The 20,695-nt window shown below is 63.9% G+C and carries 21 protein-coding genes; 11 read left to right on the forward strand and 10 right to left on the reverse strand.

Going from position 1 to position 20,695, the window contains the following annotated elements; genetic code table 11:
• Positions 1-14: 14 nt before the first annotated feature.
• The 3 genes from LMJ30_RS01565 to LMJ30_RS01575 all read right to left on the reverse strand — a co-directional run bounded on the left by LMJ30_RS01565 (position 15) and on the right by LMJ30_RS01575 (position 2,258).
• On the reverse strand, positions 15-791 hold the full coding sequence (locus LMJ30_RS01565) for a BPSS1780 family membrane protein (RefSeq protein ID WP_229430580.1): 777 nt from the start codon (positions 789-791) through the stop codon (positions 15-17).
• Positions 784-1,746, reverse strand: coding sequence for a homoserine kinase (locus tag LMJ30_RS01570; protein ID WP_229430581.1), 963 nt, complete (start codon positions 1,744-1,746; stop codon positions 784-786). Before LMJ30_RS01570 ends, LMJ30_RS01565 begins: the two co-directional genes overlap by 8 nt.
• A gap of 77 nt (positions 1,747-1,823) precedes the next feature.
• On the reverse strand, positions 1,824-2,258 hold the full coding sequence (locus LMJ30_RS01575; protein WP_229430582.1) for a hypothetical protein: 435 nt from the start codon (positions 2,256-2,258) through the stop codon (positions 1,824-1,826).
• Positions 2,259-2,442: 184 nt separating this feature from the next.
• Here LMJ30_RS01575 and polA point away from each other — a divergent pair, with 184 nt between their 5' ends.
• The 4 genes from polA to LMJ30_RS01595 all read left to right on the forward strand — a co-directional run bounded on the left by polA (position 2,443) and on the right by LMJ30_RS01595 (position 8,463).
• Positions 2,443-5,196, forward strand: a complete 2,754-nt coding sequence (gene polA / locus LMJ30_RS01580; RefSeq protein ID WP_229430583.1) for a DNA polymerase I — start codon at positions 2,443-2,445, stop codon at positions 5,194-5,196.
• Between the two features lie 250 nt (positions 5,197-5,446).
• The gene (locus LMJ30_RS01585) at positions 5,447-6,679 is read left to right on the forward strand and encodes a DUF4382 domain-containing protein (RefSeq protein WP_229430584.1); all 1,233 of its coding nucleotides are present in this window, start codon (positions 5,447-5,449) and stop codon (positions 6,677-6,679) included.
• A 96-nt stretch (positions 6,680-6,775) separates the two neighbouring features.
• Positions 6,776-7,612, forward strand: a complete 837-nt coding sequence (locus LMJ30_RS01590; protein WP_229430585.1) for a dienelactone hydrolase family protein — start codon at positions 6,776-6,778, stop codon at positions 7,610-7,612.
• A gap of 101 nt (positions 7,613-7,713) precedes the next feature.
• Positions 7,714-8,463 carry a ZIP family metal transporter gene (locus LMJ30_RS01595; protein ID WP_371872969.1) on the forward strand — a complete coding sequence of 250 codons (750 nt, stop codon included), beginning with the start codon at positions 7,714-7,716 and terminating at the stop codon, positions 8,461-8,463.
• A gap of 24 nt (positions 8,464-8,487) precedes the next feature.
• On the opposite strand, the gene LMJ30_RS01600 is transcribed toward LMJ30_RS01595, so the two are convergent.
• From LMJ30_RS01600 to LMJ30_RS01610, 3 genes are read right to left on the reverse strand one after another with little or no spacing between them, the layout of a single operon-like run.
• Positions 8,488-9,339, reverse strand: coding sequence for a sulfurtransferase (locus tag LMJ30_RS01600; protein WP_229430587.1), 852 nt, complete (start codon positions 9,337-9,339; stop codon positions 8,488-8,490).
• Positions 9,340-9,346: 7 nt separating this feature from the next.
• Positions 9,347-10,261, reverse strand: a complete 915-nt coding sequence (locus LMJ30_RS01605) for a DMT family transporter (RefSeq protein WP_229430588.1) — start codon at positions 10,259-10,261, stop codon at positions 9,347-9,349.
• Positions 10,262-10,275: 14 nt separating this feature from the next.
• On the reverse strand, positions 10,276-11,376 hold the full coding sequence (locus LMJ30_RS01610) for an aromatic ring-hydroxylating oxygenase subunit alpha (protein ID WP_229430589.1): 1,101 nt from the start codon (positions 11,374-11,376) through the stop codon (positions 10,276-10,278).
• 346 nt (positions 11,377-11,722) lie between these two features.
• Between LMJ30_RS01610 and LMJ30_RS01615 the strand changes: the two genes are divergently transcribed.
• Genes LMJ30_RS01615 through dxs form a run of 3 tightly spaced genes read left to right on the forward strand, consistent with a single transcriptional unit; the run spans position 11,723 to position 14,742 of the window.
• Positions 11,723-11,983 (forward strand): exodeoxyribonuclease VII small subunit, encoded by a 261-nt coding sequence (locus LMJ30_RS01615; protein ID WP_229430590.1) that lies wholly within the window; start codon positions 11,723-11,725, stop codon positions 11,981-11,983.
• The gene (locus tag LMJ30_RS01620) at positions 11,980-12,873 is read left to right on the forward strand and encodes a polyprenyl synthetase family protein (protein WP_229430591.1); all 894 of its coding nucleotides are present in this window, start codon (positions 11,980-11,982) and stop codon (positions 12,871-12,873) included. Before LMJ30_RS01615 ends, LMJ30_RS01620 begins: the two co-directional genes overlap by 4 nt.
• Entirely contained in the window at positions 12,874-14,742 is a 1,869-nt protein-coding gene (gene dxs / locus LMJ30_RS01625; RefSeq protein WP_229430592.1) for a 1-deoxy-D-xylulose-5-phosphate synthase, read from the forward strand. It begins immediately after the preceding gene.
• Between the two features lie 118 nt (positions 14,743-14,860).
• Here dxs and LMJ30_RS01630 read toward each other — a convergent pair whose 3' ends face one another.
• From LMJ30_RS01630 to LMJ30_RS01640, 3 genes are all read right to left on the reverse strand, one after another.
• Positions 14,861-15,301 (reverse strand): T6SS amidase immunity protein Tai4 family protein, encoded by a 441-nt coding sequence (locus LMJ30_RS01630; RefSeq protein ID WP_229430593.1) that lies wholly within the window; start codon positions 15,299-15,301, stop codon positions 14,861-14,863.
• Positions 15,298-15,798, reverse strand: a complete 501-nt coding sequence (locus LMJ30_RS01635; protein WP_307729211.1) for a type VI secretion system amidase effector protein Tae4 — start codon at positions 15,796-15,798, stop codon at positions 15,298-15,300. Before LMJ30_RS01635 ends, LMJ30_RS01630 begins: the two co-directional genes overlap by 4 nt.
• A gap of 111 nt (positions 15,799-15,909) precedes the next feature.
• Positions 15,910-16,608, reverse strand: coding sequence for a 2OG-Fe(II) oxygenase (locus tag LMJ30_RS01640; protein WP_229430594.1), 699 nt, complete (start codon positions 16,606-16,608; stop codon positions 15,910-15,912).
• A 170-nt stretch (positions 16,609-16,778) separates the two neighbouring features.
• On the opposite strand from LMJ30_RS01640, the gene LMJ30_RS01645 reads away from it, so the two are divergent.
• Positions 16,779-17,171, forward strand: coding sequence for a glutaredoxin family protein (locus tag LMJ30_RS01645; RefSeq protein WP_229430595.1), 393 nt, complete (start codon positions 16,779-16,781; stop codon positions 17,169-17,171).
• Positions 17,172-17,263: 92 nt separating this feature from the next.
• Positions 17,264-17,464 carry a hypothetical protein gene (locus LMJ30_RS01650; RefSeq protein WP_229430596.1) on the forward strand — a complete coding sequence of 67 codons (201 nt, stop codon included), beginning with the start codon at positions 17,264-17,266 and terminating at the stop codon, positions 17,462-17,464.
• 52 nt (positions 17,465-17,516) lie between these two features.
• Here the strand turns inward: LMJ30_RS01650 and LMJ30_RS01655 are convergent, their stop codons facing one another.
• Positions 17,517-18,071: a cob(I)yrinic acid a,c-diamide adenosyltransferase gene (locus tag LMJ30_RS01655; protein WP_229430597.1), complete on the reverse strand. Its 555-nt coding sequence runs from the start codon at positions 18,069-18,071 to the stop codon at positions 17,517-17,519.
• A 74-nt stretch (positions 18,072-18,145) separates the two neighbouring features.
• Here LMJ30_RS01655 and LMJ30_RS01660 point away from each other — a divergent pair, with 74 nt between their 5' ends.
• Entirely contained in the window at positions 18,146-19,627 is a 1,482-nt protein-coding gene (locus LMJ30_RS01660) for an FAD-linked oxidase C-terminal domain-containing protein (RefSeq protein WP_229430598.1), read from the forward strand.
• Positions 19,627-20,694, forward strand: coding sequence for a glycolate oxidase subunit GlcE (gene glcE, locus LMJ30_RS01665; protein ID WP_229430599.1), 1,068 nt, complete (start codon positions 19,627-19,629; stop codon positions 20,692-20,694). Before LMJ30_RS01660 ends, glcE begins: the two co-directional genes overlap by 1 nt.
• The last annotated feature ends 1 nt before the right edge of the window (position 20,695 follow it).

A 20,695-nucleotide genomic window follows, 5' to 3' on the forward strand; every position in this document is an offset into this window, starting at 1 on the left:
GCGCGGGAACGACGTCAGGGATGAATCTCTTCGATTCGTGCTTCGCTCTCTGGCGCCCCGAACAGGCTGCGGTAGATCGCATAGAAGGAACAGAAGGCCGCGATCGTGTAGATCAGCGAGACCGGGATCAGCACGGCCTGGAACATCGCGGTGCGTCCGAAAATCAGGTGCGCCACCTGTCCGATGATCGCGCTGATGCCGAACCACGACAGCGCGAAAACGACGAATGGTTTGAACGCGCCAACAATCCCCACCACACTGTAGAACACCGCCTTGCCTGCGCCCATGCGCTTCCAGTGGACCAGCGGTCCGGTGAAGGCCAGCAGTACGAAGCCGATGAGCTGGGCGAATGCGGTAAACAGGATCGCCGCGGCGAACGCGCGGGTCTTGGTCTCCGCGGCATCCGGCTCGACCTGGCGCAGCAAAACCTGCAGCCACACGCCGCCGTCGACCAGCGCGGAAGCGACAATGGCCAGCACCGCCAGCGCCATGTAGACCAGGCCAAGCCTGATCAGGGATGCAAAGGCGGGCGAGCGGAAGCCTGTCAGCAGCAGGCCCGGATGGACGCGCTTTCCCTGCTCGGCATCGGCGCAGCCCTGCATGAAAGCGACCGTGAACATCGGGACCAGCAGGTACGACAGGAGTTTGCCGACCAGCGGCACCATGCCCAAGGCGAGGGTTACCAGCAGGTAGCCGAAGAACAGGGCGGCCAGGCCCAGCGGCTGCTTGCGGAACAGGGCAAAGCCTTGCTTGACCCAGGTCCAGCCTTCGCGCGCTGGCAGTTTATTCATGAAACAGCTCCGGTGCCGGTGTGGCGATACGTTCGCGCAGGATGCGCTCGAAATGGCCAGGGTCGTGCGGGGTCAGCATTTCGGCCTCGCGCGGCTGGTGGAAGTCAAACAGGCGCGACAGCCAGAAGCGCAGCGCGGCGGCGCGCAGCATTGGCTGCCACGACGCGTGTTCGGCGTGGGTGAACGGGCGCTCGGCGTGGTAGGCGTCCAGCATGGCGCGGGCGCGCGCGACGTCGATCGCGCCGCTGTTCAGGTCGATGCACCAGTCGTTGACCGTGACGGCAACGTCGAACAGCCAGGTATCGCAGCCGGCAAAGTAGAAATCGAAGAAGCCGGTCAGCCGCTCGCCGACGAACATCACGTTATTGCGGAACAGGTCCGCATGCACGGGGCCGCGCGGCAGCGCAGCGTAAGGCGCGCAGCCATGGAAGGCTTCCTGGAAGTGCATCTCGGCGCGCAGCAGGTGGGCGCGGGCGTCGTCGAGGTAGGGCAGGACTTTCGGGGTGGTCTCGTTCCACCAGTCGAGGCCGCGCAGGTTCGGTTGCTGCATCGGGAAGTCGCGCCCGGCCAGGTGCATTCGCGCCAGCATCGCGCCGACGGCGGCGCAGTGCGCCGGCAGCGGCGCCATCTGGGAACTGCCTTCGAGCTTGCTGACGATCGCCGCGGGCTTGTCCTGCAAGGGCACCACCAGTTCGCCCTGGTCATTGGCCACCGGCGCCGGCACGGGAATGCCGCGCAAGGCCAGGTGGCGCATCAGGTTCAGGTAAAACGGAAGCTGTTGGAAGCTGAGGTTCTCGAAGATGGTGAGCACATACTCACCGCGCTCGGTCGTCAAGAAAAAGTTGCTGTTCTCAATGCCTGAGGCGATGCCTTTGAGCGCCAGTGCGTTGCCGAGAGGGAACTGCTTGATCCACTGGGTGAGGTCACCCAGCCCGACCGCGGTAAAAACTGCCATGTGAACGCAAAGAGAGAGAAAGTGTCAGTTGAGAACGGCGCGTTGTGCAAGGCCCGGGATGGCCGGGCCCTGGGGCATTATTTTGCCAATGCCGGCGGTGGCGGAACGGCTGCCGGTGGCGCTGCGGCAGCGGCGGCTGCCGCTTCTTCGTCGCGCTGGGCCTGCTTTTTCTTGCTGAGGTCAAACTCCAGCACCTGCCATTGCGGCGGACGCAGGGTGCTGCCGGTGCCGACGCTGTTCTCAGCGACGCTGCCAGGATTGCTGCCCTTCATCGTGTAGGTACTCTTGCCGCTCTTGACCTGCACTTCCTTGACCTGGCCGCCGTCCTTGGTTTCCTTGATGTTGCGCTGCTGGTCGCGCTTGGGGACGATGGTCACGGGCGTGTCGCTGCCTTCCTCGATACGCTCGAGCTTGGGCGGGGCCTCGCTCGGACGGGCCTGGGCAAGCGCCGAGCCGGAATGGGCCAACAGGAAGAGGGCAAGCAGTTTCAGGGCTGGGGATGTGCGCATCATGATGGTCACCTTTAATCGTTGTGACCATTGTAACAAACACCTGTGCTTCCCTGTGAAAATGCGCCGAATCGTCCCCATATGGGCTACTGGACAGATCGTTCCCTTGCGTTTTCTTCAAGCGCGATTCTGCGATAATGGCAGATATTCGCCGGCCCGCGCCCGGCCCACCTTCTTACTTGGCACTATGCAAAATACCCTGTTGTTAGTCGACGGCTCCAGTTACCTGTACCGCGCTTTCCACGCCTTGCCCGACCTGCGCAGCCCGGACGGCCACCCGACTGGCGCCATGCACGGCATGGTCAACATGCTGCGCCGGCTGCGCCAGGATTACCCGGCCGCTTACATCGCCTGCGTGTTCGATGCAAAGGGCAAGACTTTCCGTGACGACATGTATCCCGAATACAAGGCGACACGCGCCTCGATGCCGGACGACCTGCGCCTGCAGATCGAGCCGATCCACGAAGCGGTCAAGCACATGGGCTGGCCGATCCTGATGGTCGAAGGCGTCGAGGCCGACGACGTGATCGGCACCTTGTCGGTGCAGGCCACGCAGCTGGGCATGAACACGATCGTTTCGACCGGCGACAAGGACCTGGCGCAGCTGGTCAACGACAAGGTCACCCTGATCAACACGATGACCAACGAGAAGCTCGACGAAGCCGGCGTGCTGGCCAAGTTCGGCGTGCCGCCGAACCGCATCATCGACTACCTGACCCTGATCGGCGACACGGTCGACAACATCCCCGGCGTGAGCAAGTGCGGCCCGAAAACCGCGCTCAAGTGGCTGACCCAGCACGGCAGCCTGCAAGGGGTCATCGACAACCACCACACGATCACAGGCGCCGTTGGCGAGAACCTGCGCAGCGCGCTCGAATGGCTGCCGCAAGGCCGCACGCTGATCACCGTAAAAACCGACTGTGACTTGTCCGGCCACATGGTATCGATTTCGGAAACGCTGGTCGGGCGCGAGGAAGACAAGGACGGCCTGCGCGACTTCTTCCAGCGCTACGGCTTCAAGACACTGCTGCGCGAGATCGGCGCTGCCGTCGATGCCGGCGGCGCGCGCGCCAGCGGCGTGCTGCTCAATTCGCCGGAAGGCGACTTGTTCGGCGTCGCCGCCACGCCGGTGATCCGCGGCGAATACGAAACTGTGCTGACCGAGGACGCGCTCGACAACTGGCTGGCGCTGGTGGACGCGGCCGAACTGACGTCGGTCGACACCGAAACCACCTCGCTCGACCCGATGACGGCGGAGATGGTCGGCATCTCGCTGAGCGTCGAGCCGGGCAAGGGCGCCTACATTCCGGTGGCGCACCGCTACGCCGGCGTGCCGGAGCAGCTGCCGCGCGAACTCGTGCTGGAAAAGCTGCGCGGCTGGCTCGAAGACCCGGCCAAGCCGAAGGTCGGCCAGAACCTCAAGTATGACAGCCATATCTTCGCCAACCACGGCGTCACGCTGCGCGGCATCGTGCACGACACGCTGCTGCAATCGTACGTATTCGAATCGCACAAGCCGCACGACATGGACGGCCTGGCGATGCGCCACCTCGGCTACACGACGATCCCATTTACCGAAGTGTGCGGCAAGGGCGCTGGCCAGATCTGCTTCGACCAGGTCGAACTGTCGCGCGCCACCGAATATGCGGGCGAAGACTCCGACATCACGCTGCGCCTGCACCACGCGATGAAGGGGCACGTTGAAAGCGACGAGAAGCTTAACTTCATCTACCGCCAGATCGAGCTGCCGACCTCCGTGGTGCTGCAAAAGATCGAGCGCAACGGGGTGCTGATCGACGCCGCGCTGCTCGAGACGCAGTCGAACGAACTTGGCGCGCGCATGATGGAGCTGGAGCAGAAAGCGCACGAACTGGCCGGCGGCCCGTTCAACCTCGGCTCGCCCAAGCAGATCGGTGAAATCTTCTTCGGCAAGCTGCAGCTGCCGGTGGTCAAAAAGACGCCGAGCGGCGCGCCGTCGACCGACGAAGAAGTGCTGCAAAAGCTGGCCGAAGACTTCCCGCTGCCGAAGGTGCTGCTGGAGCACCGCAGCCTGTCGAAGCTGAAATCGACCTACACCGACAAGCTGCCCAAGATGGTCAACCGCGACACCGGCCGCGTGCACACCAATTACGCGCAAGCGGTGGCGGTGACGGGGCGCCTGTCGTCGAACGACCCGAACCTGCAGAACATCCCTATCCGTACCGCGGAAGGGCGCCGCATCCGCGAAGCCTTCATCGCGCCGCCGGGCAGCGTGATCGTCTCGGCCGACTACTCGCAGATCGAGCTGCGCATCATGGCGCACATCTCGGAAGACGAAGCGATGCTGCGCGCGTTTGCCGAAGGCGAGGACATCCACCGCGCTACCGCTGCCGAAATCTTCGGCGTGCCGCCGGCGCAAGTCGAAAGCGAGCAGCGCCGCTATGCCAAGGTGATCAACTTCGGCCTGATCTACGGCATGAGCGCGTTTGGCCTGGCCAGCAACCTCGGTGTCGACCGTTCGGCCGCGCAGAGCTACATCGAGCGCTACTTTGCCCGCTTCTCGGGCGTGAAGCAGTACATGGACGACACCCGCATGCAAGCCAAGGCGCGCGGCTATGTCGAGACGGTGTTCGGGCGCCGGCTGTGGCTCCCCGAGATCAACTCCCCGAACGGCCCGCGCCGCCAGGGCGCCGAACGCGCCGCGATCAACGCGCCGATGCAAGGCACCGCGGCCGACCTGATCAAGCTGGCGATGATTGCGGTCCAAGGCTGGCTGGAAACAACGGGCATGGCCACGCGCATGGTGATGCAGGTGCACGACGAACTGGTGCTGGAAGTGCCGGAAGCGGAGCTGGAGATCGTCAAGGTCAAGCTGCCGGAACTGATGGCAGGCGTCGCGCAGCTGAAAGTGCCGCTGCTCGCCGAAGTCGGCGTCGGCCCCAACTGGGACAAGGCGCACTGATCCCGGGCGGCAAAACGCACCATCAAATTTGCCACTCTCTCAGTTCGAGGTCCGTCCCCGGGAACGGACCTCGATTTTCTTGTCGTATATGTAATGTGGCGCGGCTGGCAGGCCACAGAATCTCGCCAAAGTTGTAAGCAAAAGTTGCTATGTGGGTTAGCGCACACAAAATTGCCCCTTGGAAATGTAAAGTATGTCCATACAGCGCAGAACGCGCTCGACATGATCCGTTACCAACAAGAGGCTTTATATGAACCCGAAACTCCAACGTCTTACCCTGATCACCAGTGCTGCTTTCGCAGCCGCGACCATTGCCGCTTGCGGCGGCGGCGGCGGGGACAGCGGCGCGCCTGCGCCGGCTCCTGCCCAGTCGGGCACCCTTGGTGTGTCGCTGACCGACGCGCCGGCTTGCGGCTTTGATGCGGTCAATGTCACGGTAAGCAAGGTCCGGGTTCACCAGAACGCGGCAGCTGGCGAGACCGAGAGCGGCTGGAGCGACATCACGCTCAGCCCGGCACGCAAGATCAACCTGCTCAACCTGACCAACGGCGTGCTCGATTCGCTCGGCGCGACCAGCCTGCCGGCAGGTAAGTACAACCAGCTCCGCCTGGTGCTCGATGCTAACGCAGGCGCCGGCACCGCCAACACGGTGGTCCCGACCGGCACCACGGCCGAGAAAACGCTGGAAACGCCAAGCGCGGTCCAGAGCGGCATCAAGATCGCCGGCCAGTTCGACGTTGTCGCCGGCCAGCGCACCGACCTGGTGCTCGACTTCGACGCCTGCAAATCGGTCCTGACCAAGGGCAACGGCAAGTACGCGCTCAAGCCTGTCATCAAGCTGGTACCGACCGTCAGCAATGGCATCAACGGTTTCATCAGCCCGGCGCTGCTGTCGAGCGGCGTGAGCGTGAGCGCGCAGCAGAACGGCGTCATCATCAGCTCGACCGCGCCGAACGCCACCACCGGCGAGTTCTTCCTGTCGCGCCTGGCTCCGGGCAACTACGACGTGGTGATTACCGCCGACGGCCACGCCGCCTCCGTCATCGCCGCCGTACCGGTCGCGACGACGTCCAGCACGACCGCGCTGAGCACGGTTGCCGCACCCCTCGTCATGGCAACCAGCGCAACGGGCAGCATTGCCGGTACCGTCACGATGACGCCAGCCAGCACCAGCGGCGAAGCGGCCTATGTCGCCGCCAAGCAGACCTTTGCCGCCGGCCCGACCGTGACGATCAAGTATGCCGGCGCTGACCTGGCCACTGGCGCTTACACCCTCAACAACCTGCCGGTCGCCGCGCCGCAATACGCCACCTACAGCGCGACGCTGCCGCTGGCCTTCTCGGCCAGCACGACCTCGACGCCAGGCGCGGGCAAGTATTCGGTGTCCGCGTCGGCCACCGGTTACGCGACCCAGACCCGGGTCGATGCGGTCGATATCTCGACGCAGAACGCGGTGAACATCAACTTCGCGCTGGTGCCGTAAGCTTCGCGAACCAGGAAACATCGACAAGGCCTCCCTCACCGGAGGCCTTTTTTCTTGCGTCGGTTTAAGATATAGCCTTTGCGCAACAGGAACTGGATGAATCAACGCACTCAAGGGCAAGCCGCCGCGCTTGCGACCCGCGGGATCGGCTTTGCCGCGGCCACGCTCCCGGTCTCTGCCCACACCGTCATTGCCACCGACGACGCTGGCCTATGCACTGGCTGGCACGACATCGTCGTAGACGGCCAGGCGGTGCCGGTCTTTTTCGCGCAGCCGGAAAATGCGCCGAATCTTCCCGTGCTGCTGTTGATTTCCGAGATCTTCGGTGTGCACGAACATATTGCCGACGTCGCGCGCCGCTTCGCCAGGCAGGGTTACTTCGCCATCGCCCCCGACCTGTTCGTCCGCCAGGGCGATCCGACCAGCGTGCCGGACATTCCTTCGCTGATGAAAGGCATCATCGCGCGCACACCCGATGCCCAGGTCATGGCCGACCTAGACGCCTGCGTCGCATGGGCTGCGTCCAGCGGCGGCAACATTGAGCGGCTGTCAGTCACCGGCTGGTGCTGGGGCGGCCGGATCGCCTGGCTGTACGCGGCCCACAACCCCTGCGTCAAGGCGGGCGTGGCGTGGTACGGCCGGCTGGTGGGCGAATCCAGTGCGATCCGCCCGCAGCACCCGGTCAATATCGCGCGCACCCTGAAAGTGCCGGTGCTTGGCCTGTATGGCGCCAAAGACCGGACGATTGCGCTGTCGACGGTGGAAGCAATGGAAGGCGAGCTTGCGCTCGGCAGCAGCAAATCGGAGTTCGTGGTGTACCCGGCGGCAGGGCATGCGTTCTATGCCGACAACCGGCCAAGCTATGTGGAGGCGGATGCGCGCGACGGCTTCAAACGCTCGCTGGAGTGGCTGGACGCCAACGGCGCGGCGTGAGCGGGGACGTTTAGCGAGCCGAGGCGGTACAATGCCGGGCTTGCGCATCACGCAACATTCGTACAAGAGGCAACAAAATCGACCCGATCCTGATATCCATCCTGCTGGCGACCACCATTGGCGGCGTTGCGAGCATCACTGCAGCCGCAGTGTTTTCGTTTACGCTGCTCTCGAAAATGGTCGAGCGCATGGTCAGCCTGTCGGTGGGGATCATGCTGTCGACGGCGCTGCTGCATGCGCTGCCCGAAGCATTCGAGTCGGGCGCCGACACGCACAAGCTGTTCGCGACCCTGCTGGGCGGCCTGCTGGCGTTCTTCATGCTGGAAAAGCTGGCGATCCTGCGCCACTCGCACCACCACGAAGGCGACGGCCACCACCACGCGCACGGGCATGATGCGCGCGAGGCGGGCAAGTCGGGGTGGATGATCCTGATCGGCGACGGCATGCACAATTTCACCGACGGCATCCTGATCGCCGCGGCCTTCCTGGCCAACCCGGAACTGGGCATCATTACCGGCCTGGCCATCATCGCGCACGAGATCCCGCAGGAGATCGGCGACTTCATCGTGCTGCTCAACGCCGGCTTCTCGCGCCGCCGCGCATATATCTTCAACCTGCTGTGCAGCCTGATGGCGGTGGCCGGTGGACTGATCGGCTACTACACGCTGGACCAGGCCAGCGGCCTGATCCCGTATGTGCTGGTGTTCGCCTCGTCGGGCTTCCTGTATATCGCCGTCAGCGACCTGATGCCGCAGATGCAGCGCCGCGCCACCGTGCGCGAGTCGGTGCCGCAGGTGCTCTTGATCGGCGTGGGCGTGCTGCTGGTGGTGTTCCTCACCGGCGCGCACTAAGCGCGGCAGGCGCGCCGCGGCGCCTTAGTCGCCGGTATGGACCGGGCGTGAAGGGTCCGAACTCCACTCGCTCCATGAACCAGGATACAGGGCCGCGCCCGGCATGCCGGCCACTTCCAGCGCGAGCAGGTTGTGGCAGGCGGTGACGCCGGAGCCGCACTGCATGATCACGGCCGTCGGCTCGGTAACCAGCATGGCGAAGTCCGCCTTCAGCTGCGCCGGTTCCTTGAAGCGGCCGTCCGCCTGCAGGTTGTCCTTGAAGAAGCGGTTCTTTGCGCCCGGGATGTGGCCGCCGACGGGGTCCATGGTTTCGTTTTCGCCGCGGAAGCGGTCGGCCGCACGCGCGTCGATCACAACGCGCGCGCCGACGGCGATATTTTCCAGCACCTCGTCAGCGGAGACAGTTTCCACCAGCGGTCCGCGGTCGTTGATCATGCCGCGTTCACGGACCGGCGCTTCGGTCGACATCGGGAAGCCGCCGGCCTGCCATGCAGCCAGGCCGCCGTCCAGCACGGCCACTTTCTGGTGGCCGACCCAGCGCAGCATCCACCACAGGCGCGCGGCGAACATGCCGCCGTGGGCGTCGTAGGCGACCACCTGGGTGTCGTCATTGATGCCCCAGCCGCGCAGGGTTTCGATGAAGGTGTCGCGGTCGGGCAGGGGATGGCGGCCGCGGAAGCCGCCGTCGGCGCCGACCTTGGCGCCGGACAGGTCGGTGTCCACGTGGGCAAACAGCGCGTGGCTGATGTGGCCGATGGCGTAGCCTGCATGGCCGGCATCGGGATTGGCCAGGTCATGGCGGCAGTCAATGACGGCCCAGTTCGGGCTGTCGATGTGCGGGGCGAGGTCGGCGGCAGAGATCAGTGTCGTGTACATGGTGTCCTCAGAGTTCGCTTGCAATCGGGTCGGTCTTGACCGCTGTGGGCGGCGTGCTGCGTGTATTGTAGAACGTTGCAGCAACGCCCGATACCAGGATCACGCCCATGCCAAGCCAGACGTGCCAGTCGAACACGTCACCCCACAGCACCATGCCCCACAGGCTGGAGAAGATGATGCCGGTGTACTGCAGGTTGGCCACCACCAGCACATTGCCGACCCGGTAGGCGCGCGTCATGGCCATTTGCGCCATGGTCGCGCTGACGCCGACCGCCAGCAGCAGGCCGGCGCCGTACCAGGTGTGCGGATGCAGCGACGGCTGGCCCGCTTCGCCAGGCGCAAGCGTGCCGACCATGCCGAACACCACCGTCATCAGCGAGAAATAGAACACCACGCGGTATTCGGGCTCGCCCATCTGGCCGAGCCGGCGCACCTGCATGTACGCCATCGCCGAGATCACCGACGAGGCGATGCCCATCACGCCGCCCAGCCACTGGTGCGACTCGACGGCAGGCTGCAGCGCCAGCACCACGCCGACGAAGCTGGCGCCGACCGCGACCAGCATCGGCCACTCGACATGGTGCTTGCCGCGCCACCAGCCCATCAAGGCGAGGTACAGCGCGATCCAGATCGGCGCCAGGTAGTTGAGGGTGACGGCGGTGGCCAGCGGCAGCTTGCCGATGGCGTAGAACCACAGCCACAGCGAAATCACGCCGACGAAGCCGCGCCACAGGTGCTCTTTGGGGAAGGCGGTGCGCAAGGTGCCGCCCTGGTGGCGCACGAGCAGCAGCAGCATGATCGTGCCGACCATGCCGCGGTACATGACGATTTCAGAGGTGGAGTAGAACCCGGAGGCCAGCTTCACGGCCGCGCCCATTCCGGCGAACGCAAAGCTGGCAAACAACATCCATAGTGACGCCATTGGATCCTTTGGCGTTAAAGGTCGATATTACTGCGGTACCACTCGTGGAAATGCTGCATGCCGTCTTCCATCGGCGACTGGTAAGGGCCGACTTCGTTGACGCCGCGCTGCACCAGGATGCGGCGGCCGGCGTCCATGCGCATGGCGATCTCGTCGTCCTCGACGCAGGTCTCCATGTAGGCCGCGCGTTCGGCCTCGACGAATTCGCGCTCGAACAGCACGATCTCTTCGGGGTAGTAGAACTCGACCACGTTGCGGGTCTTCTGCGGGCCGTCCGGCCACAGGGTCGACACCACCAGCACGTGCGGATACCACTCGACCATGATGTTCGGGTACAGGGTCAGCCAGATGGCGCCGTACGGAGGCGGTTCGCCGCGGCGGAACTTGAGCACCTGCTCCTGCCACTTCTGGTACGCCGGCGAGCCGGACTTCTGCAGGCCGCGGTTGACGCCCACCGTCTGCACGCTGTAGTCGCGCCCGAATTCCCAGCGCAGGTCGTCGCAGCTGACGAAGCCGCCCAGGCCCGGGTGGAACGGCTCGACGTGGTAGTCTTCCAGGTAGACCTCGATGAAGGTCTTCCAGTTGTAGTCGCAGGTGTGCACCTCGACGTGGTCCAGCATGTAGCCGGTGAAATCGAGATCCTTGGTCACCGACAGCGTGCCAAGCTTTTCCATCACGTTGTAGCCGTTCTGCTCGAACAGCAGCCCGTTCCAGCTCTGCAGCGGCGTTGTCGCCAGCTGCACGCAAGGCGTTTCGGGGAAGTGCGGCGCGCCGATCAGCTGGCCCTTGAGGTCGTATGTCCAGCGATGCAGGGGGCACACGATGTTGTTCGCATTGCCGCGGCCATTGAACATCAGCGCCTGGCGGTGGCGGCAGACGTTGGACAGCACTTCGATGCCATTTGCGTTGCGCACGAGCATGCGACCCTCGTTCTCAGAAGCAAGGGTGGCAAAATCGCCCACTTCGGGCACCATCAGTTCGTGCCCGACATAACGCGGGCCGTTCTGGAATAACTGCTGCATCTCGCGCTTTAGCAGCGCTTCATCAAAGTAGACATCTACCGGAAGCTGTGCGCACGATTGCGCCAGCTTGGCGTGGGTAGCCAGATCGGACATCCCAACCCCCCTTTTAAATAAGCATCAAGCCAAAGAAGAGAAAGAATCCAAAGACCAGTATTTTGGGAATGCGGAATACGGTATTTCGGACAGAACCGGAGATTATACCGCGTAACGGACTCTACAGTCGCGGGCCGGCGCGCGAATGTGGCGTAGCGAGATGAAGGTATTGCCGGAACGGCATGGTTTTCATGGGCAGCCCCCTAATTGGGATAAAATCTGGCCTGACTGGCAAGCTGTCGCTGGCGAACCGTCGTTACCCGCTGGGGTGAATTATTCTAAAATAAGCGATTAGACTGGCGCGCAATGCATAAAGTTGCGTGCCTTCGCCTCACTTAAAGTATTTATGTCAAACAAATTAACAGCCGACGGCGTCGCCGCCCCGGAGTCGTTCGAGCAGGCAATGGCCGAACTGGCGCAACTGGTCGCCCAAATGGAGGCCGGACAACTGCCGCTCGAAGCGTCGGTGGCGACGTACGCGCGCGGCTCGGAACTGGTGCGCTACTGCGCCGCCCAGCTGGAAAAAGTGGAAGCCCAGGTCAAGGTGCTCGAAGGCGACATGCTCAAGCCTTTCGCGGCCGGCAATGGCGGCGAGGGCGACCAATGAGCGCGGGAGCATTCGACGACTGGATGAAAACCGTGCAGGCCCATGTTGAAACGGCGCTGGCGGCTTACCTGCCGGCGGCGTCCACGGAGCCGCACAAGCTGCACGAAGCGATGCGCTACACCGCGCTCGGCGGCGGCAAGCGGGTACGCCCGCTGCTGGTGTTCGCCGCGGGCGCGCTGACCGGCGCCGACACGCGCGCGCTCGAACGCGCCGCGGCGGCCATCGAGATGATCCACGTGTACTCGCTGGTGCACGACGACATGCCCTGCATGGACGACGACGATTTAAGGCGCGGCAAACCGACCGTGCACGTGGCGTATGACGAAGCGACCGCGCTGCTGGTGGGCGACGCGCTGCAGGCGCAAGCCTTCAGCGTGCTGGCCGAAGGCGACAGCGTGCCGCCGGCGCGCCAGCTCGCCATGGTGCGCCTGCTGGCGCAGGCGGCGGGGTCGGGCGGGATGTGCGGCGGGCAGGCGATTGACCTCGACAGCGTGGGCCTGTCCCTGACGCTGGAACAGCTTGAGCGCATGCACCAGCTGAAGACCGGCGCGCTGCTGCGCGCCGCGGTGGTACTGGGCGCGCTGGCCGGCAAGGACCTGTCGGCCCAGGAGCTGGCCGCGCTCGACGCCTACGCGGGCGCGGTCGGGCTGGCGTTCCAGGTGGTCGACGACGTCCTTGACGCCACGGCCGACTCGGCCACGCTGGGCAAGACCGCCGGCAAGGACGCGGCGGCCAACAAGCCGACCTACGTATCGATATTGGGCCTGGAGCCATCCAGGATCTTGGCGGAGAAACTGCGGAACGACGCGCACCAGGCGCTCGAACCGTTTGGAGAACAAGCACGCAGGCTGCGCGACTTAGCGGACCTGATCGTGCAGCGGAAAGCGTAAATGAAATTGCTAGAGACTATCAACAGCCCGGCTGAGCTGCGCAAGCTGCCGCGCACGCAACTGACGCCGCTGGCGCACGAACTGCGCCACTTCCTGCTCGACTCGGTATCGAAGACGGGCGGCCACCTGTCGTCCAACCTCGGCACGGTCGAACTGACCATCGCGCTGCACTACGTGTTCAACACCCCGCACGACCGCATCGTATGGGACGTGGGCCACCAGACCTACTCGCACAAGATCCTCACCGGCCGCCGCGACCAGATGCACACGCTGCGCCAGTTCGGCGGCGTCTCGGGCTTCCCGCGCCGCGTCGAAAGCGAATACGACACCTTCGGCACCGCGCACTCGTCGACCTCGATTTCGGCCGCGCTGGGCATGGCGCAGGCGGCCAAGATCAAGGGCGAGCATCGGCACGCCATCGCCGTGATCGGCGACGGCTCGATGACCGCCGGCATGGCCTTCGAAGCGCTCAATAACGCAGGCGTCCAGGAAGACATCAACCTGCTGGTGGTCCTGAATGACAACGACATGTCGATCTCGCCGCCGGTCGGCGCGCTCAACCGCTACCTGGCGCGCCTGATGTCGGGCCAGTTCTACGCTGCCGCCAAAAACGTCGGCAAGTCGGTGCTGCCCGGCCCTGTGCTCGAACTCGCGAAGCGCTTTGAAGAGCACGCGAAGGGCATGGTGGTGCCTGCCACGATGTTCGAAGAATTCGGCTTCAACTACATCGGCCCGATCGACGGCCATGACCTCGAATCGCTGATCCCGACGCTGGAGAACATCAAGAAGCTCAAGGGTCCGCAGTTCCTGCACGTGGTGACCAAGAAGGGGCAGGGCTACAAGCTGGCCGAGGCCGAGCCTATCCTGTACCACGGCACCGGCAAGTTCAACCCGACCGAAGGCATCGTGCCTGCGAAGGCCGGCAAGATCACCTACACCGAAGTATTCGGCAACTGGCTGTGCGACATGGCCGCCGCCGACAAGCGCCTGGTCGGCATTACGCCGGCGATGCGCGAAGGCTCGGGCATGGTGCGCTTCGAACAGCAGTACCCGGAACGCTACTTCGACGTCGGCATCGCCGAACAGCACTCGGTGACGTTTGGCGCGGGCCTGGCCACCGAAGGGCTCAAGCCGGTCGTCGCGATCTACTCGACCTTCCTGCAGCGCGCCTACGACCAGCTGATCCACGACGTCGCGCTGCAAAACCTCGACGTGACGTTTGCGCTTGACCGCGCGGGCCTGGTCGGCGCCGATGGCGCCACCCACGCGGGCAACTACGACATCTCCTACCTGCGCTGCATCCCGAACATGGTCGTGATGGCCGCGTCGGACGAAAACGAATGCCGCCAGATGCTGACGACCGCCTACCGCTACGAAGGTCCGGCCGCGGTGCGCTACCCGCGCGGCGCCGGCATCGGTGCGGAGATCCTGAAGGAGCTGACCTCGATCGAGATCGGCAAGGGCGAGATCAAGCGCGAAGGCAAGGACGTTGCGATCCTCGCGTTCGGCTCGATGGTGGCGCCAAGCGTGGCTGCCGGTGCTGAACTCGGCGCCACGGTGGCCAACATGCGCTTCGTGAAGCCGCTCGATGTGGAACTGGTCAAGTGCCTCGCGGCCGACCACGACTACTTCGTGACGGTGGAAGAGGGCTGCGTGATGGGCGGGGCCGGTGCGGCGGTGGCGGAAGCGCTGGCCGCAGAAGGCATCGTCAAGCCGATCCTGATGCTCGGCCTGCCGGACAAGTTCATCGACCACGGCGACCCTGCCGCGCTGCTGGCTGGCGTCGGCCTCGACGCCAAGGGCATCGCCGCATCGATCCGCCAGCGCTTCATGGCCGGCGAACCGCGCCTCGTCGTCAACAACACCTGATACGCTCGTGTAGGGCGGATAAGCGCAAGCGCATCCGCCTTTCGTGCGCCAATCATACCCTCTTGCCGGAGGACCTTCGCGTACCAGCCTGCGTCGTTCCACTTCCCGGTTTTTTTGCTCAGCGGTTTTGACGATTGGGTCGAATGTCAGGCAGCACTACCCGTTTGGTTAGCGCGTCCAATTCCCGGCTGTGGTAAAGGTCAAGGCATTTGAGCAGGTTGAACTCGGCTACTGGGCCGCCTTGTTCACCTAATGGATTGCGGTACTGCCGGCCAAGGAATCGGTTCACCATCCGGTTGATCTCATCGGGGCTCGTCTCGGCGTCATACCGGGTCCATTCCACCAGCGCGTTCGCGCTACTCGCTGCATCCGCCGCTGCCTGGCCTTGCTGATACCGGGAAATGCAAACGGCTAGCACCATGTCTTTAAAATTAGCTGTGCTGGGCCGCACTGAGGCGCCGGGTGTCTGCGTCGGGTTTGCTTGGCTCTCATTGGCGGCGAGCGCGAGTAATCCAGCCGCTGTGAACACGGCCGCGGCTGCGCGCAGTAGTTGGATCATGGCAAGCTCCAATAGCTGGCCCGACTGGTTCGATAGTTCACGCCATCCTGATTAAAGTAACAATGGTCATAGCATCTGCTTCCGTCCCATAGACTGGCGTGCCCGCTCGCGTCTTGCCAGCCGCTGACCTCAAACAGGATAACCCCATGCTTATCGTTCATGGACTCGTTCCGCGAAACCGGGAAGGGTAGGATGAGGTCTGCCCGTCCCCAACGATATGTGAGAAATTCAATCAGGTCTCGGACCCGGTAGAAATACCATTTCTTGTCGGCGCCGGAAACTGTTTTGCCGACAATGCGCGGTATCGGCATTCCTGAATGATTAAGGATGTAGCTCATTCGTATAGCGCATGTATTTCTCCAGCCAACCGGCGGCGTAAGTCCGATATTTTTTGCTACCGTACCGCCGATCATCGACGCTACCTTTTCGCTTTGATTAACTGGGGAGATTATGCGTTGAGAAGCTGCCCACGCTGCTTTGAATGCCGGCCGTGTCATAGATCCTCGCTGTCGGAAATAATGGAATGAATGTTACCGATCCATTCCCATGTTGCACCTCGACAAGCGCAAACTTCGATCAGTTACCACTCCGCCTGGCGACCCTTACCATCAGCCTTGCCCGTACAGCGTCTCCGCGCGCTGGAACAGGATCCAAGACGTGGCAATGTACTTGTCGCCGCTTCTGGCTACATGCCCCTTGTGCGAGTGCGTAAAGCCGGCCGGCGCGATGATCAGCCGTCCCTGGCGCGCTTCTACCTTGCGCTCCTGGTACAGGAACTCGGTCTCGCCGCCTTCGTCGACGTCGTTCAGGTAAAACTGGAACAGCAGCGCGCGGTGCAGCGTCTCGCAGCTGGCGTTTTGCGGGTAGATCTCTGAATGCCAGTGGTGGTAGCCGCCGCTCGACTGAAGGTATTTCTGCAGGTTGATCGGCCCGGCGCGGTACATGTGCTGGATCAGCGCGTCGATGTTCGGCGCGCCGCATTCGTCGAAATTGGCCAGCGTCAGGACCACCGGCTCGCCGGTTTGTGGATGCGCCACCGTCGGCGACAGCGCTCCCACCAGCAGCATCCGGTACTTGTCCATGTAGGCCCGCAGGTGCTGGCGCACCACCGACAGCATCAGGTTGCCGACGTCGTGCCACTCCTTGTGCGGCCCGATCGTCAGGTCGTAGCTGTCCTTCTTTTCTACATCGACGCCATTGCCGGTCCTGCCGCGGATTACCTTGTCGCTGGCGTTGAAGCGCGCGATGATCTGGCTGCACTGTGCCGGCGTCAGCGCGCCGTCGTAAATCTCGATAAAGTCGCCCACCGTCCTGCCTCCGTTTTCGTTATCCGCACGATAGTACACAAGCCGGGCTGATCAGTCATTTCGTACTTGCGCCCGCTCCTAGTAAACCTGATAGGTTGGCCTTGGCGCGTGGTCGAACCGGGACGTTTCCGGTGTATGTTTCATGTTCAAAATTCAGATAGGGATCTGATGTGGCGAACTACAAGAACCTGATCAAGACGGCGGCCAGCTACGGGCTGATCGTCGCAGCCGGGCTCGGTGCTGGCTATGCGGTGAACGTGGTGCCGGCGATGCTCAAGCCGGCTTATGTGGAGGGCGACTATTCGGCGTATTTCCCGAACGCGCAAACCAAGGTGGTGCTGTACGGGACGTCGTGGTGCCAGTACTGCGCGAAAGCGCGCGATTATCTCAAGACGAACAATATTCCCTACGTCGATCTCGATATCGAGCAGTCGGAACAGGCCCGCAGGCAGCACGCCGCGCTGGGCGGGGGCGGCGTTCCGGTGCTGCTCGTCGGGGACCGCAAGATGACCGGGTTTAACCCGTCAGCCCTGCAGTCGGCAATCAAGGAACTGGGCGGCTGAGAAGCCCGTTAGCGCATCGAAGGCGGCGCGGACAAGACGGCGCGGCGCCGGTTGCACTTTATCCGTCTATATAAATCAATCGGAGACCAGCAATGAAGAAAAAACTCGGCCTGTTCCTGTTTTCACTGGCGTTTGGTGCGTCGTTTGCTTATGCCGGCGAATATGATGCGTGCTTCGCTACTTGCGACCTGAAGTACGAAGACTGCATTTCCAAAGGCTATATCGATGCGAACTACTGCCGCTGGCGCAAGGACGAGTGCAACCGCGCCTGCGTCGGTGAAACGCTGGATTAACAGCCAGGCAGGCCAGAAGGCGCGCTGGCGCGATGCCGGCGCGCCTTTTCCCTTATCCCCGCTTGCGGTCGTTCTGCCACAGGACGTCACTTCCGCCCGCATAGCGGTTCAGCACGCGCGACAGCACGAACATCAGGTCCGACAGCCGGTTCACGTACTGGCGCGGATGCTCGTTGATCTTCTCATCCCTGCCCAGCCTGACGATGCTGCGCTCGGCGCGGCGGCACACGGTGCGGCATACGTGCGCGAGGGCCGCGGCGCGCGATCCGGCCGGCAGGATGAAGTCCTGCAGCGCCGGCAGGGTGGCGTTGTACTTCGCCAGCAGGCCGTCGAGGCGCTCGACGTGGACATCGGTGATCAGCTGGTAGCCCGGGATGCACAGTTCACCGCCAAGGTCGAACAGGTCGTGCTGGATAGAGACCAGCTCCTCGCGCAGGTCGGCCGGCATGTCTTCGCACAGCAGCAAGCCGACGAAGGAGTTGAGTTCGTCCACTTCGCCCAGCGTATTGATGCGGATGCTGTCCTTTTCGGTGCGGCTGCCGTCGCCGAGTCCTGTAGTGCCGTTGTCGCCGGTGCGGGTGGCGATTTTTGAGAGTCGATTGCCCATGGTTGTGCCTTGAGTGCAAAAAAGAATAGGCTGAGCATACGACAAAACCGCTGGAATGTGCTTACAATCGCATCATGTCAGCCTCCATACACGTCAATAACGAGCGACGCCAGCAAGTCGCCGCCGCCCTGCGTGCCCGCGTGCCCGACCGCTGCATCCTGTCGGACCCGGAAGACACGCGTCCCTACGAGTGCGATGGGCTGGCCGCCTACCGCCAGCTGCCGATGATCGTCACCCTGCCGGACAATGAAGAGCAGGTGCTGGCGATTTTGAATGTGTGCCGCGAACTGAACGTGCCGATCGTGCCGCGCGGCGCGGGTACCGGCCTGTCCGGCGGCGCGCTGCCGATCGCCGATGGCGTGGTGATTTCGACGGCGCGCCTGAACCGCATCGTGCGGGTCGAGCCGTATGCCCGCCTTGCCGTGGTCCAGCCGGGCGTGCGCAACCTGGCCATCTCGGACGCGGCGGGGTCGTATGACCTGTACTACGCGCCCGATCCGTCGTCGCAGATCGCCTGCACCATCGGCGGCAACGTGGCCGAGAATTCGGGCGGCGTGCACTGCCTGAAGTACGGCCTGACCGTGCACAACGTGATGCGCGTGCGCGTCGCGACCATCGATGGCGAGATCATCGAGCTGGGCGGCGAATCGCTCGATTCGCCCGGCCTCGACCTGCTGGCTGTGTTCATCGGCTCGGAGGGCATGCTGGGCATCGTCACCGAAGTCACCGTCAAGCTGGTGCCAAAGCCAGCCACCGCGCGGGTCATCATGGCCTCGTTCGACGATGTGGTCACCGGCGGCAATGCCGTGGCCAGCGTGATCGCCGCGGGCATCATCCCGGCCGGGCTGGAGATGATGGACCGGACCTCGTCGCGCATGGTCGAACCCTTCGTCAAGGCGGGCTACGACACCGACGCAGCGGCCATCCTCTTGTGCGAGGCCGACGGCACCAAGCTCGAGGTGGACGAAGAGATCGCCCGCATGACGGCGGTGCTGGAGCAAGCGGGCGCCAGCGCGATCGCGGTGTCGGAAACCGAGGCGGAGCGCATGCGCTTCTGGTCCGGCCGCAAGAACGCTTTCCCGGCCGCGGGCCGCATCTCGCCGGACTACTACTGCATGGACGGGACCATCCCGCGCAAGAACCTGGCCCAGGTACTGATCGGCATCGAGCAGATGGAAACCACCTACGGCCTGCGCTGCGCCAACGTGTTCCACGCCGGTGACGGCAACCTGCATCCGCTGATCCTGTTCGATGCGAACAAGCCGGGCGAATTCGAGCGCGCCGAGGCCTTCGGCGCGGCCATCCTGGCGCTGTGCGTGGAAGTGGGCGGCACCATCACCGGCGAGCACGGTGTCGGCATGGAGAAGATCAATTCGATGTGCGTGCAGTTCACGCGCGAGGAACTCGACGCGTTCTTCGCCGTCAAGCGCGCGTTTGACGTGCCGATGCTGCTCAACCCGGACAAGGCGATTCCGACACTTAACCGATGCGCCGAATTCGGCAAGATGCGCGTCAGCGGCGGCGTGCTGCCGTTCGCTAACCTGCCGCGCTTCTGATGGGAGCCACTTTGCAGTCGATCGATCAATTGAAAGAACAGGTACTGGCGGCAGCGGCTGCGGGCAGCGCATTGCGCATCCGCGGCGGCGGCACCAAGGACTGGTACGGGCAACGCCTTGAAGGACAGGTGCTCGACACCCGCATCCACAGCGGCATTGTCGACTACGAGCCGACCGAGCTGGTGATCACGGCGCGCTGCGGCACGCCGCTGGCCGAAATCGAAGCCGCACTGGCCGAGCGCAACCAGATGCTGGCCTTCGAGCCGCCGCATTTTGGCATTGGTGCCACCTTTGGCGGCGCCGTGGCCAGCGGCCTGTCCGGCCCGCGCCGTGCCACCAGCGGCGCGGTGCGCGACTTCGTCCTGGGCGCCACTCTCCTTGACGGCAAAGGCCAGGTGCTCTCGTTCGGCGGGCAGGTCATGAAGAATGTGGCGGGATACGATGTATCGCGCCTGCTCGCCGGCTCGATGGGCACCCTTGGCGTGATGCTGGAAATGTCGGTCAAGGTGCTGCCGCGGCCGATACGCGAGACCACGCTGCGCTTTGAAACAAGCGAGATCGATACGCTGCGCATGCTGAACGAATGGGGCGGACTGCCTTTGCCCATCTCGGCCAGCTGCTGGCATTGCGGCGTGCTCACCGTCCGGCTGTCGGGCGCGCAGGCGGCCGTTGATGCCGCTGCGCGTGACCTGGGCGGCGAAGTGGTCGACAACGCCGGTGCGTTCTGGTCGCGCCTGCGCGAGCAGCAGCACCCGTTTTTCGCGGACGCTGGCAGCTTGTGGCGCCTGTCGGTGCCGACCAGCGCGGGAGCGATCATCCTCAAGGGAGATCAGCTGATCGAGTGGGGCGGCGCGCAGCGCTGGCTGAAAGCCGACGCCGACGCCGATATGGCGCAGCGCATCCGGCGCACCGCAGCGGCCGTGGGCGGGCATGCGACGCTGTTCCGCGGCGGCGACAAGAGCCTGGGCGTGTTCCATCCGCTCGCGCCTGCGGTGGCGAAGATCCACGAGCGCCTGAAAGCCTCGTTCGACCCATCGAACATCTTCAATCCAGGACGGATGTACTGAC

The sequence above is a fragment of the Massilia agrisoli genome (assembly GCF_020831365.1).
GTDB lineage: Bacteria > Pseudomonadota > Gammaproteobacteria > Burkholderiales > Burkholderiaceae_D > Telluria_A > Telluria_A agrisoli.

Excerpts from the sequence above, each read along its gene's own strand:
- LMJ30_RS01660 (WP_229430598.1), top strand. The coding sequence starts at position 18,146 with ATGTCAGCCTCCATACACGTCAATAACGAGCGACGCCAGCAAGTCGCC.
- LMJ30_RS01585 (WP_229430584.1), top strand. The coding sequence starts at position 5,447 with ATGAACCCGAAACTCCAACGTCTTACCCTGATCACCAGTGCTGCTTTC.
- LMJ30_RS01570 (WP_229430581.1), bottom strand. The coding sequence starts at position 1,746 with ATGGCAGTTTTTACCGCGGTCGGGCTGGGTGACCTCACCCAGTGGATC.
- LMJ30_RS01615 (WP_229430590.1), top strand. The coding sequence starts at position 11,723 with ATGTCAAACAAATTAACAGCCGACGGCGTCGCCGCCCCGGAGTCGTTC.
- polA (WP_229430583.1), top strand. The coding sequence starts at position 2,443 with ATGCAAAATACCCTGTTGTTAGTCGACGGCTCCAGTTACCTGTACCGC.
- LMJ30_RS01630 (WP_229430593.1), bottom strand. The coding sequence starts at position 15,301 with ATGATCCAACTACTGCGCGCAGCCGCGGCCGTGTTCACAGCGGCTGGA.
- LMJ30_RS01600 (WP_229430587.1), bottom strand. The coding sequence starts at position 9,339 with ATGTACACGACACTGATCTCTGCCGCCGACCTCGCCCCGCACATCGAC.
- LMJ30_RS01565 (WP_229430580.1), bottom strand. The coding sequence starts at position 791 with ATGAATAAACTGCCAGCGCGCGAAGGCTGGACCTGGGTCAAGCAAGGC.
- LMJ30_RS01620 (WP_229430591.1), top strand. The coding sequence starts at position 11,980 with ATGAGCGCGGGAGCATTCGACGACTGGATGAAAACCGTGCAGGCCCAT.
- LMJ30_RS01650 (WP_229430596.1), top strand. The coding sequence starts at position 17,264 with ATGAAGAAAAAACTCGGCCTGTTCCTGTTTTCACTGGCGTTTGGTGCG.
- dxs (WP_229430592.1), top strand. The coding sequence starts at position 12,874 with ATGAAATTGCTAGAGACTATCAACAGCCCGGCTGAGCTGCGCAAGCTG.
- LMJ30_RS01590 (WP_229430585.1), top strand. The coding sequence starts at position 6,776 with ATGAATCAACGCACTCAAGGGCAAGCCGCCGCGCTTGCGACCCGCGGG.
- glcE (WP_229430599.1), top strand. The coding sequence starts at position 19,627 with ATGGGAGCCACTTTGCAGTCGATCGATCAATTGAAAGAACAGGTACTG.
- LMJ30_RS01575 (WP_229430582.1), bottom strand. The coding sequence starts at position 2,258 with ATGATGCGCACATCCCCAGCCCTGAAACTGCTTGCCCTCTTCCTGTTG.
- LMJ30_RS01610 (WP_229430589.1), bottom strand. The coding sequence starts at position 11,376 with ATGTCCGATCTGGCTACCCACGCCAAGCTGGCGCAATCGTGCGCACAG.
- LMJ30_RS01605 (WP_229430588.1), bottom strand. The coding sequence starts at position 10,261 with ATGGCGTCACTATGGATGTTGTTTGCCAGCTTTGCGTTCGCCGGAATG.
- LMJ30_RS01635 (WP_307729211.1), bottom strand. The coding sequence starts at position 15,798 with ATGACACGGCCGGCATTCAAAGCAGCGTGGGCAGCTTCTCAACGCATA.
- LMJ30_RS01655 (WP_229430597.1), bottom strand. The coding sequence starts at position 18,071 with ATGGGCAATCGACTCTCAAAAATCGCCACCCGCACCGGCGACAACGGC.